The 12,319-nt window shown below is 37.1% G+C and carries 13 protein-coding genes and 1 pseudogene; 11 read left to right on the top strand and 3 right to left on the bottom strand.

From position 1 onward, the window contains the following. Positions 1-16: 16 nt before the first annotated feature. From FDY99_RS23385 to FDY99_RS15895, 3 genes are all read left to right on the top strand, one after another. Complete coding sequence (locus tag FDY99_RS23385) at positions 17-592, top strand: hypothetical protein (RefSeq protein WP_228448812.1); 576 nt, start codon at positions 17-19, stop codon at positions 590-592. A gap of 131 nt (positions 593-723) precedes the next feature. Beyond that, positions 724-1,131, top strand: coding sequence for an RNA-binding protein (locus FDY99_RS23390; RefSeq protein ID WP_228448813.1), 408 nt, complete (start codon positions 724-726; stop codon positions 1,129-1,131). 395 nt (positions 1,132-1,526) lie between these two features. Further along, a complete protein-coding gene (locus tag FDY99_RS15895) occupies positions 1,527-2,366 on the top strand; it encodes a toprim domain-containing protein (protein WP_139422759.1) in 840 nt (279 codons plus the stop codon). Between the two features lie 14 nt (positions 2,367-2,380). On the opposite strand, the gene FDY99_RS23395 is transcribed toward FDY99_RS15895, so the two are convergent. Genes FDY99_RS23395 through FDY99_RS15905 form a run of 3 tightly spaced genes read right to left on the bottom strand, consistent with a single transcriptional unit; the run spans position 2,381 to position 3,526 of the window. Next, on the bottom strand, positions 2,381-2,560 hold the full coding sequence (locus FDY99_RS23395) for a hypothetical protein (protein ID WP_228448814.1): 180 nt from the start codon (positions 2,558-2,560) through the stop codon (positions 2,381-2,383). 39 nt (positions 2,561-2,599) lie between these two features. Beyond that, on the bottom strand, positions 2,600-3,031 hold the full coding sequence (locus tag FDY99_RS15900) for a nucleotidyl transferase AbiEii/AbiGii toxin family protein (RefSeq protein WP_228448815.1): 432 nt from the start codon (positions 3,029-3,031) through the stop codon (positions 2,600-2,602). A 3-nt stretch (positions 3,032-3,034) separates the two neighbouring features. Continuing rightward, positions 3,035-3,526, bottom strand: a complete 492-nt coding sequence (locus tag FDY99_RS15905; RefSeq protein ID WP_139422761.1) for a helix-turn-helix transcriptional regulator — start codon at positions 3,524-3,526, stop codon at positions 3,035-3,037. 148 nt (positions 3,527-3,674) lie between these two features. On the opposite strand from FDY99_RS15905, the pseudogene FDY99_RS15910 reads away from it, so the two are divergent. The 8 genes and pseudogenes from FDY99_RS15910 (at position 3,675) to FDY99_RS15945 (ending at position 12,318) form a co-directional block, all read left to right on the top strand. Beyond that, positions 3,675-5,082 (top strand): annotated as a pseudogene (locus FDY99_RS15910) (IS3 family transposase). A 169-nt stretch (positions 5,083-5,251) separates the two neighbouring features. After that, a complete protein-coding gene (locus tag FDY99_RS15915; RefSeq protein ID WP_139422764.1) occupies positions 5,252-5,620 on the top strand; it encodes a DUF488 domain-containing protein in 369 nt (122 codons plus the stop codon). A gap of 450 nt (positions 5,621-6,070) precedes the next feature. Then, positions 6,071-7,621, top strand: coding sequence for an IS21 family transposase (gene istA, locus FDY99_RS15920; RefSeq protein ID WP_139422765.1), 1,551 nt, complete (start codon positions 6,071-6,073; stop codon positions 7,619-7,621). Between the two features lie 12 nt (positions 7,622-7,633). Continuing rightward, entirely contained in the window at positions 7,634-8,371 is a 738-nt protein-coding gene (gene istB, locus FDY99_RS15925; protein ID WP_139422768.1) for an IS21-like element helper ATPase IstB, read from the top strand. A 142-nt stretch (positions 8,372-8,513) separates the two neighbouring features. Next, a complete protein-coding gene (traM, locus tag FDY99_RS15930) occupies positions 8,514-9,059 on the top strand; it encodes a conjugative transposon protein TraM (RefSeq protein ID WP_394344544.1) in 546 nt (181 codons plus the stop codon). Between the two features lie 4 nt (positions 9,060-9,063). After that, positions 9,064-9,933, top strand: a complete 870-nt coding sequence (locus FDY99_RS15935; protein ID WP_139422770.1) for a DUF4138 domain-containing protein — start codon at positions 9,064-9,066, stop codon at positions 9,931-9,933. Positions 9,934-9,943: 10 nt separating this feature from the next. Next, positions 9,944-10,327, top strand: a complete 384-nt coding sequence (locus FDY99_RS15940; protein ID WP_139422771.1) for a hypothetical protein — start codon at positions 9,944-9,946, stop codon at positions 10,325-10,327. Next, complete coding sequence (locus tag FDY99_RS15945) at positions 10,327-12,318, top strand: type IV secretion system DNA-binding domain-containing protein (protein ID WP_139422773.1); 1,992 nt, start codon at positions 10,327-10,329, stop codon at positions 12,316-12,318. Before FDY99_RS15940 ends, FDY99_RS15945 begins: the two co-directional genes overlap by 1 nt. The last annotated feature ends 1 nt before the right edge of the window (position 12,319 follow it).

The raw sequence follows: 12,319 nt of genomic DNA on the forward strand, positions 1-12,319 counted from the left end.
ATTAAAATACAGAGAAGTGAAATTATCAGATGGTATGGCAACTCCCGAAAAAGATCTAAGGCTTATCAGTAAGAAATTTGAAGGAAAAAGCGAGAAAGTTCCCGACAAGATACGTCTTGGAAACCAGTTCGTGGACGATTTTATTTTTGAAGACCATCAGGCTGCGGATATTCCAATCAATGCGCTCCGTGTCATTTTCAATATTATCTCTATTATTGGCAATGAGCAGTTCCGGCCGGATGACCGCCCGAAACAGCTTTCGCTTTTCGATGAAGAATTTGAGACGGATAACAACATATTTGCTTCTATGAAGATCAGGAACTGCAAGATCTCTCCGAGTGGCTCTACGAAACAGGTAGTAGACGCGTATGAGTTTCTGGCAAAATTCAAAATGGGCTGGTACAAATCCGTCAATTCCAAAGGGAAAGAAATTAAAACCTTTGGAGGGATCATATCTACGCCAAGTTACGATCACAGAGGGTACACTTCATTTTTGATCAGCAGCTTCTGGTTAAAAAAACTAATGGTGATCCGGAATACAATTATGTCCTTTATAATCTGGTATATAATATCAGAAATAATAAGCATATAATCTTTGCCATTTGGCTTGCCAAGCTTCCGGAAAGTGGAACAGCCTTAAAGCTACCCACCCTGAATAAAAAGTTCGGATTGAACTACAAAACTGCCAATGATTTTTGTTTTAAATTCCTAAAACCTGCAAGAATGAATTTTAATAAATACAATAATCTTTCTTTCACGTATAGCTGCAAAGGAGATTCTATCTTCATACGTCCTTATTTTACCAAAACTGTAAGTGACCTCAACATATCGCAAAATATGAAGGAACAAACTGTAAGCACAAGAAGGTTGCATTATTTCAGAAAGAGATACGGCTTGAAGGAAAGTGAGATGCAACAGTTTTCTTATCAGTACAGAAATATTGCCCAGACCAGGGAACTGATAGAAAAAGATTTCACAGAGTTTATCAGGTTGAACCGATTGAAGAAAATTAAGTCTACCGAATTTCAGGGAATGGCCTTTCTAAGTGAAATTCAAGAAATCATAATCAAATTGTACAAGGAAACCAAAATGGGAGCGCTGCTTCCGAACGGCTATCCTGTTATTCGCTGAATTCGGAATTGCACTCATTCCCATTTCGGAATTGCGCTCATTCGGAATTCGGAATTGCACTCGCTGAAGTTAAAAAAATGTTAAAATTTTATTTTTTATGATCCCGTTTTCGGAATTGCGCTCATGCCGACCATCGGAAAAGGCTGCCAACTGTTAAAAATGTGGATAAAGGTCAAAATTAGATAAAATGAAAAAATCCAATTCGGAATTGCACTCATCTCTTTTTCGGAATCGCACTCATTCACAATTCGGATTTGCACTCATTTCAAAAATGGCTGAGATCATCTACTGAAAGTCGATACAGCGAATTACTAAAAGTTTATTAAAAGTGTATAAAAGTCTTTTTTTATTTAAAAGGAAATTGTGGATAAAAAATTTGCATTAAAAAGAAAAAAATGAATTGCGAAGAAATCAAACAAAAAGTTGGAATTCGAACGGTTTTAGAATCATTCAACCTTTTTCCGGTCAAAGAAAACCGAAAAACAGCTTTTTATTTTGCGTTGGATAGAGAAGAAAAAATACCTAGCTTATCGGTTGATTTTGTTAAAAACAAAGCATTTGACTTTGGAACTGGAAAGAGCTATGATGTTATTTCTATTGTTCAGCAAATGAATAAATGTTCCGTTTCAGATGCACTGAAATACCTATCAACATTCGATTTTTCCAGTCGAAATGAATTTTTTGATAAAGAAGTAAAAGCTCAATCCGACTACAAAATTTTAGAAATCAAAGAAATTGAACATTATACTTTAATTCAGTATTTAAAATCAAGAAAAGTCTTTGAACAAAAACATTTGGTTAAGGAAATTCATTATGAACTGAACGAAAAAAAGTATTTCGGAATCGGTTTTCAGAATAATTCGGGTAGTTTTGAAATACGCAATCCATACTCCAAAATCTGTTTGGGTAAAAAGGACATTATCTTCATTCAAAACGAACAAAATCCCAACAATGAAATTGTTATTTTCGAGAGATTTTTTGATTATCTGACTTTTCGGAATTTAGAAAACTCGCCTCATTCAACCTGTGATTTTCTAATTCTGAATTCTACGGCAATGCTTTTCAAAGCCGAAGAAAAATTGAGGGAATATGATAAGATCTCTCTGTTTCTCGATAACGATGACAATGGAAAATCTATTAAAACTAAAATTCAAAGTCAGTATCAGAATGTGGCGGATTGTTCTTTGATTTACCACGGATTTAAGGATTTGAATGAGTGGTTTTGTAAAAGATGATTTTAAAAAAATGTTTATTTTTTCAGATATTTTTGAACTGTTTCTTCAATATCATCTCTAATGAATTCCCAGTGTTTTCCTTGAAGGCAAATCGGATCGAACTCTTCATCTGCCAAACCGAAATCAGTGAAGTTTTTCAAAATCAGTTCTTTGTCGTGACTGTAAGGATAACGTTCTTGATGCAATTCCAGCATTTTGCCGATGTCATAATTGGAAAGCAACTCGTGCAGGTCCTAAAAATCCTTTTTTCTTCCGGTCCTTTGCACAACATCTACTTTCATTGCAATGATCTCCTGTATTGTTGCCAATCGAATATTATCCTCGATTTTTGGTTGCTGAATAAAGGGATCGGTGTAATAAACATCTAATTTTATTGTATTCCTAACGTCTGTCCCGACTAAATATGATTTTCCCATTGCCGGATTTAAATCAGAAGAATGGTCTATATATGGGAAATAATTTTGAAGAAATTTGTCAATGCCCGCAAAATCAATACTTCCGTAAGGAACATCACTGAAAAGGTCTATATCTACAGAAATCCGATGCCCGAGCTGAAGACTTAAAGCGGTTCCACCAACCAGCCGGAAATCATCAAAAACTGTTGCAGACATCAAAGTATGCAAACTGTTTTTTAAGATCTCATTTACGGTATTGTAGTATAACATTTTTCAAATATTGCTATTTTGATGCAACTGCATTGGTTTTGTTTTTTCGGTACTAAAGGCAATCTCTGTTTTTCTTTTTCCGTAAAAACGTTCGATTTCTTCTTTTTCCGCTTCATTTCCACGCTCAAAAATTCGATTAATAACAGCTTTATAATGTTTTTGCCAATTAATCTTGTTAATGTCTGTATCCCAAAATAAAGATTTTCTCAGAATGGAAAGATCAGGAGAGGGTTGAACCCTGCTTTTCTCTTTTTCGATGTCGTAATAGCTTTGCAAAAAGACAATCGTTCCCTCTTCCAGCTGCAGCTTCTTTTCGATTTTCAAAGCCAAGGCTACCGGAATATTTCTCTTTCCTTTTGTAATGTCATTGATGATTTGTGGATATTCATCAATGGCCAAAGCAAAAGGACGTTTTTTGAGCGAACGCTTTTTTAGCTCCCGCTCAATAATAATTCCCGGATGGATACCCTTATATTTGAATAAAGATGAGTTCATATTACAAATGTAATCAAATTTGTTTACACCTTGAGGGTGCTTTTAAAATTTTTGTAAATCGTCAGCAAAAAGTGTACTGATTTAGACAGAAAGTAAGATAGTGTTTTCATAATAAACTGAACAAAAAAACCATTAAATTTGATTTATTATGACAAACAAGAAAACAGTGACCCCTGAAAATTATTTAAAAGACATGCGCAGAAAAACCAGAAGAGTTTTCACGGCTGAGCAAAAGATCCTTGTTGTGATGGAAGCACTCAGAGCAGAAACATCCATTGCAGAGCTCTGCCGCAAATACGCCATACAGGAATCCACCTTTTACAAATGGAACAAAGAGTTTATTGAGGCCGGTAAGAAGCGTCTTTCAGGAGATACCACCCGTGAAGCCACTTCCGACGAAGTCGCACTTCTGCGGGAAGAAAACCGTAAACTCAAGGAAACGGTTGCCGATCTTGTTATCCGTTACGACATCATAAAAAAAAGTTTGGAAATTCTGGGATAACGGAAAAATACCGTAAGTATATGAGATTATCCGCAGAAGAGAAACTGGAAATCATCCGCATGGTTACCAGAAGCGAGATTGGCGTAAACAGGACGCTTCGGGAACTGAGCATCCACAAAAGCACTTTTTACAACTGGTACAGATTGTATCTGGAAAAAGGAGATGCGGGATTTTTCAACGCTCCCAAATCGCGCAGACAATGGAACAGCATTCCTGAAGAAGAGAAAAATCTGGTGGTGGAAACCGCTTTGAATTATCCTGAACTCTCCAGCAGAGAACTGGCATATAAAATCACCGATGAGAAGGGTGTATTTATCTCAGAATCCAGTGTTTACCGTATTTTAAAGAAAAGAGGACTGATAACGGCTCCATCGCACATTCTGATTTCTGCCTCGAATGAATTTAAGGATAAAACCAATTTTGTTCATGAAATGTGGCAAATCGAGGGTCGAGATTCGTGAATTCAAAAATAAAATAAAAATACAATGAACAAACGGATTTTACCTACTTCAAAATTCTGGACTGGGGCTGGTACTATCTAAGCACGGTGATTGACGATTTTAGCCGCTATATCGTTCATTGGGAACTTTGCCGAAATATGAAGGTGAATGATGTTCAAAGAACCATTGACCGAGCTGTGAAGAAAGCAGGTTTAAGAAAAGGACAAGTTCCGAAACTTCTATCGGACAACGGTTCCTGCTATGTTGCCGATGAACTGAAGAATTATCTTGAAGACAGGCACGCTATGAAGCAGATCCACGGAAAACCCGCACATCCGCAAACCCAGGGAAAGATTGAACGCTATCACCGGACGATGAAAAACGTCGTGAAACTGCACCATTACTACCGCCCGGAGGAACTGGAAAAGGCTTTGGAGGAGTTTGTGAACCGCTATAACAACGAGCGCTACCACGAATCCCTGAAGAATCTCACCCCGGCAGATGTCTACTTTGGAAGGGCGGATGAAATCCTCAAAATAAGACAGCAGATAAAATCTGAAACCTTGAAAAGAAGAAAAAGAGAATATTACAAAACTAAAATGGTCCAAATATGATTTTTTTTTCTTTAAAAGCAAAAAAAATGTTTTTATCGACTATATTTGAAAACCGAAAACACTATTTAAGGAAAAGTCCACTTTCTTTTGAAGACATACATTATTAGCCTTCTCAAGAAAGAAATTTGATGATATTTTTAGAATCTATCTAACATTAATAATACAATGAATGAAAATAAAACTTAAAAGAATCTATGAAGCTTATTCTCCCACAGATGGATACCGCGTATTAGTTGATAGGTTATGGCCTCGAGGAATTTCTAGAGAAAATGCCCATATAGAAGAATGGAATAAAGAGCTTGCTCCTTCTTCTGAACTTCGAAAGTGGTTTCATCACGATCCAAAACTTTGGAAGAGCTTTTCAGAAAAATACGAAATCGAGCTCAAAGAAAAAGATGCTGGAAAAGAATTTCTAGATCGAAATAAAAAACAAGATCTCATCACATTGGTCTATGGTGCAAAAGATGAACAACATTGTCATCCATTGATACTAAAAAAATATTTAGAAAATTTGATTTTAGGTGATAAAATATCATAAAGCTTTTTTTTGAATCTATTTATCCAATACTTAATTTTGTGAAAATTTGAATTTATATTGGTAATGAAAAGAAAAAGTATACAAAGACATCATTATTTCAGATTAGTGTTAATTTCTATGTTAATAAGTATCTGCGCTCTTTTTTAGGGTATTCATTAAAGTTAATTACTGAATATTTTCAAAAACTCATATTTCATTTTGCGGAAAGAGAAAATACCTTAAGTTTTGTATTTTTGCCGACGATTGGAATTACAGCAATCTATTTATAGCTGGAAAAGACGGTCAAATTGACCACCTAATTTCGGAGTAAATTGACCACTGATTTCGGAGCAAAGTGACCACCACTTTCCGGTCCAAAATGACCACCTGTTATCTGGGCTATATTTGAGATAAAAACGACTTGATTTTTTCATGATGTTAGCGTCATACATTCGTTAAAAAAAGCGGATTATGGCAAATAAAATAACAGACATGAGTAAAATTAGAAAAGTCATAAAATTCTACAGCAATGGAAAGAGCAAGTTATTTATAAGCAGCTATTTATCGCTTTCCAGAAATACCGTTAAAAAATACATCTCATTATATGAGATCCTGGGCTTGAGCCCTGATGCGATCAATGCCAAGACAGACGCCGAGCTGGAACTTTTGTTTTCCAATACCGCCGCGGAGTCCATTAGCCCCAAACTACAGTCCCTGTACGATTTTTTTCCCAAGATGGAACGTGAGCTCAAAAAGGTAGGGATCACTATCCATCATATGTGGGAGCAATATCTTGTACTGCATCCTGATGGTTTTCAGAGTTCACAGTTCCGGCATCATTACAAGATCTGGGGCAAGCGTGTGAACCCGGTGATGCATATGAATCACAAATCCGGTGATAAGATGTATGTCGATTATGCAGGAAAAACACTCTCCATTATTGATAAGGAAAGCGGGGAGCTTAAAGAAGTTCAGTTTTTTGTAGCTATTCTGGGAGCAAGCCAGTACACGTATGCTGAAGCTTCTATGAGCCAGCAGAAGGAAGATTTTGTACGATCTGTAGAAAATGCCATCCGCTTTTTTGAAGGTACACCGGCAGCGATCGTTCCTGATAATTTAAAATCCGCAGTGATCAAAAGCAGCCGTTTTGAACCCACCATCAATGAGACCCTGGCCGATCTGGCTGAACATTATGAAACGACCATCTTGCCTGCCAGGGCTTACAAACCGAGGGATAAATCCTTGGTAGAGGGAGCGGTAAAGATCCTGTACAGAAGGATCTACGCCAACCTTCAACAGGGATCCTGCGGCCTGGATGAACTAAATAGTGAGATCTGGGATCTGTTGGACTCTCATAACAAACGCAAGCTCACAGGACGTCCTTACTCCCGGTATGAGCTGTTCTTAGAGGACGAGAAGCAGCAGCTGCGCCCACTGCCTGAGCGTCGTTTTGAGATCAGGTACCAATCCTTTGCAACCGTGATGCAGAACGGGCACGTACAGTTGAGCCGGGATAAGAACTACTACAGTGTTCCGTACCAGTATATCAAGAAGAAGATCAAGATCCTATACACATCTTCCACCGTGGAGATCTACTATAAATACAACAGGATCGCGATGCACAGACGCAATTACAAGCCTTATGTCTACACGACCATTACAGAACATTTAGCCAGCACCCACCAGTTCGTGGCCGGATGGAGTGCTGCCCGCTTTATCGATTGGGCAAACAGTATTGATACTGCAGTGGGAGAATATATCCTCCAAATTATCGACAGTCGGAATCATCCCGAGCAGGCCTACAAAAGCTGCCTGGGAATCCTGAACTTCGAAAAAAAAGTAGGAAGAGAGCGATTGATAAATGCCTGTAAACGGGCATTGGATTTTAAGATCTACAGCTTTAAGACCGTACAGAAGATATTGGAGAACAATCTGGATCAGATGATCGATCCGGAAAAAGAAGAAAAGGAGCAGGAACTGCCTGATCACGGCAACATCAGAGGAAAACAATATTATCATTAAATACCAACAGTTATGAACGAACCGACAGTGAGCAAAATGAAGCAAATGAAGCTTTACGGCATGCACAATGCCTTTAAGACCGCTATTGAAAGCGGAAGGACAGACCATTATACCCTCGACCAGTTTGTATCGATGCTCATCGATGCCGAATGGGATGAGAGGCACAACAGGCGCATAGAGCGAAGCATTAAAAATGCTAAGTTCCATTACAAGTCCAGTATTGAAAGTGTCAACTTCGATGACACCCGCAATCTCGACCGTAATCTGGTAATGCGTCTTGCAGGATGTGAGTTCGTAGAAAAAAATGAAAACATCCTGATCACAGGAAGTACAGGCGTGGGTAAAAGTTACCTGGGAACCACATTGGGCTATCAGGCCTGTATCGAAGGCTTCAAGGTCAATTATTTTAATACTTCCAAGCTGTTTGCCAAACTAAAAATGGCAAAAGCAGACGGGTCATACCTGCGCGAACTTGCAAAAATACAAAGACAGGATGTGATCATCCTTGATGATTTTGGTCTTCAGGCTTTGGACAGTGCCAACAGGATAACCCTTCTGGAGATCATAGAAGACCGTCACAACAACGGATCCATCATTGTAACATCGCAGATCCCGGTGCAGGGCTGGTATGACATTATTGGTGAAAAGACCATTGCCGATGCTATTCTGGACAGACTTATCCATCAGTCTCACCGCCTGGAACTCCAAGGGGAATCTATGAGAAAAAAGAGAGGAGTTAACAGGGAGTAATTATTTATTATATTTGAATACTAATTGACACATGAAAAACAAGAGTTTTTATCAAAATTAAGGGTGGTCAATTTAAACCTAAATTACCTGGTCACTTTGAATTGAAATTGGGTGGTCAATATCACTGGAATTTACATTCAATGTGAGCAAATCCGGAATCAACAGTGAATTCAATGCTTTCTATAAAGAAAAAGATAACAGCTTTATCAAAGCAGTCATTGACGAAAACAACAAAGGCTTTCTTGGAAGCAGGATTAGGTTCCGATTATTGGAAGACATCTTTGTTGGGAACAAAAAAATAAGCAAAGGTTCTATTTTATACGGACAAATCTCAGGATTTTCGATGCAACGGGTCAATCTTAATATTGTTTCTGTATTCACAAAAGGAGAAATCTATCCTGTTAATTTATCAATTTACGATGTAGATGGGATGAAAGGATTGTACGTTCCACAAAGTGTTTTTAGAGATATGATGAGGGAAATGGGTAGCAACTCAGTTCAAGGAACACAGATGGATATGGGCGGAAAAGGATTTTTCTCAAGCATCGGAAGCAGCCTGTTCACATCAACCTCCAAATCTATCGCCAATCTGATCAAAGAAAATAAAGCAAAACTGAAATACAACTCATATGTCTTTTTGATCGACGAAAAACAATTGAAAGATTCACAAAACCAACAAAAAAAATAAAACAATGAGAACTTTATTATACACCCTTTTAATATTCATAGCTCAATTTTTCACGGCTCAAACTGCAACCAAAGAACAGATTGTTTCCGATTTACCTGAGATTGAAATTACCGAAGGTATCAACCTGCATATCATTTCGCCGGAACCCATTCAGTACGTGGATTTGTCAACAGAAAAACTGACTGGAGATTTGCCTGCTACAAACATTGCCAGGATAAAGATCACAGATCATCCTGATTCTGACGAGAAAGGAAAAATCAATATACCTTCCGTTTTTTTTAATGGAAATACTATTGGGATCATTACCGTTGTCGCACAATCTTTCATTGCACAATACAAAGTTGTTTATCGAAATCAGGATAACCTCAATACGATTACCAATATTCATATACAGCCCGAAGCGATGCAGCCTGTAGAATTTGATAAAATGGTGTTCTCTAATCTTGAACTGAGAAAATTTGCGATGGATATTATTCAAAAAAAATCTGAGAAAAATCCAATCAGAGAAGAGAAAAATCTAAAACTCAGCTTTCAACTCAACAATGTCTATGTGATAAGTGATTACATCTTTTTAGATATGACCATCAAGAATAATTCTAATCTGAGCTATGATATTGAAGATTTAAAATTCTCATTAGAAGACAAAAAAATCCATAAAGCAACAAACAACCAAAGTGTAGATCTGACGCCCATTTTACAACTCAATCCCCAAAAACACTTCAGAAAAAATTTCAGAAATATTTATGTTTTCAAAAAATTCACCTACCCCAACAGTAAAGTGATGATGATTCGCCTCATTGAAGAGCAACTCTCCGGAAGAACCATCGAAATGAAGGTCAACTATTCTGAAATTCTAAAAGCCGATACCTTTTAATTTTTTTATTATGGAATACTTAATTGACAATGTGAAAAATATTTATATCGCATTATTACTTACAATGCTTGTGCTAGTGGTTTTAGATATAATTTTTGAAAAACAAAAAAATAGAAAACTAGAAAGGGAACTTGAAATCTATAAATTGGAAAAGCATTTCAGTGAGTTTAAAGATAATGTGTTGAAAAATATTGAAGAGGCAAGCTGCTCATACATTATTAAGAACGTCGAAAAAAGAGGAAATGACTTCATTAATAAATTGAATCTGTTGAATGCCAAACTTGTTAAAATACAGGAACATCATAAAAATTTGCAGGAACGGCAACAGGAGCTACACGAAAATTTACTGGAAGAACACAAATTACTGAATCAATATTTCGAAAATTATTCTTAATGCAAGAGCAACAACATCAAATAAAGATCTATGGCTTTCTACAAAAAGCAGTGTACGCTGTGGTTGCACTCGATTGTGCTTCGCTTTTTTACCTTAATGCTGATGTTCCGGTAGTGTCCAACTTGCTGAAAAATTTTTCAAAGCTGAGCTTTATCTACCCACCTATCAATGCCAAATTTGCGACATTGATTCTTATTGGATTGGTAGCTGTCGGAACAAAAGCCAAGAAAAAGAAAGACCTTAATGTTGCTAAGGAAATTGTCGTTCCTATGATTTTGGGATTGCTGATTATTTTCTCTTCATTGGTTTGGCAAAATGAGGCAGGCAATGGGAAGCTTCCAAAAGTATTTCCTGGCTTCAATCTCTATCAGGTAATTTATGCTGTTCTTTCTTTTTTAGGGGCAGTTATTCTTCAAATGGGTGCAGACAGTATTTCAAAACTGATGCAGCAAAAAATGGGAAAAGACCGATGGAATGTTGAAGAAGAATCTTTCGACCAAAATCAGGAATTGGTAACATCGGACGTCACAATTAACATCCCATACTTGTTCCGTTACAAAAACAAAAGCAATAAAGGCTGGATGAACATCAATCCTTTTAGAGGAACAATGGTCATCGGAACACCAGGCAGCGGAAAATCTTTCGGAGTCATCAATCCTGCCATAAGACAGATGATCGCAAAAGGTTTTTGTCTCTGCATCTACGATTTTAAGTTTCCCGATCTAGCACAGATTGCGTACTACCATTATTTGTTGAAAAAAAGCAAAGAATCGGATTACGATTACAATTTCCACGTCATTAATCTGAATGAGGTTGAAAAATCAAAACGAGTTAATCCGTTTCATAAAAAGTACATTCAAACTTTGGCAGAAGCGCAGGAAATGGCAGAATCAATGGTGTCCTCTTTACAAAAAGGAGGTTCGAGTTCAGGAGGTGGTTCTGAAGCATTTTTTACGCAATCTGCCATCAATTTTCTTTCATCCTGCATTTATTTTTTTGCAACATTCGAAAACGGAAAATATTCTGATCTGCCTCATATTCTTTCTTTTATGAATAGAAGCTACAAAGAAATTTTCGATACACTTTTTACCAATGAAGAAATTTTCTCTCTGCTTTCACCCTTCAAGACGGCTTATGACAACAAAGCTTTTGACCAATTGGAAGGACAGGTCGGAACACTCAAAATTTTCCTTTCAAGATTGGCTACTAAAGAAAGCTTTTGGGTGTTTTCCGGAGATGAAGTGGAATTGAAGATAACCGACAGAGATAATCCTTCCATTATTATTCTGGCTTCAGACCCGGGAACACAGGATATTAATTCTGCATTGTATTCTTCGGTATTAAACAGGACTTTAAGATTGATCAATTCCAAACACAATTTACCGGGAGGAATTATCGCAGACGAATTTCCGACGATTTATATTCATAAAATTGATAACATCGTAGCCACTGCAAGAAGCAACAGAGTTGCTGTAATGCTTGGACTTCAGGAAATTCCGCAGCTCAGACAGTTCTACAAAAAAGAAGTTGCTGATACGATTTCTGCTATTGTTGGAAATATTCTTTCCGGATCCGCCAGAGACAAAAACACACTCGATTGGTTGGAAAAACTATTTGGGAAAATTAAACAGAAATTATATTCACAATCCATTTCACAACAAGGGACGACCACAAGTATCAATGAAAAAATGGATCATATGATTCCTGCAGGAAAAATTGCGGCTCTGAAAACAGGAGAAATGGTTGGAATGATTGCACAGGGAGAAGAAAACGATGGTGAAGAATATAAAACGTCCGCAGTCAACGGTAAGATAAATTTGGATTTGAAAGCTATTCAAGAGGAAGAAAGCAACTATGTGAAAATACCATCGTATTACTCTTTTGTAGATAAAAAAGGAAATAACCGCAAAGAAGAAGTGCTGATGACCAACTTTAGAAAAATCAATAAAGAAGTGGAATTGATTGTGAATGAAAATATAAAAGCTGCATAAA

Source organism: Chryseobacterium mulctrae (genome assembly GCF_006175945.1).
Taxonomy (GTDB): Bacteria; Bacteroidota; Bacteroidia; order Flavobacteriales; family Weeksellaceae; genus Chryseobacterium; species Chryseobacterium mulctrae.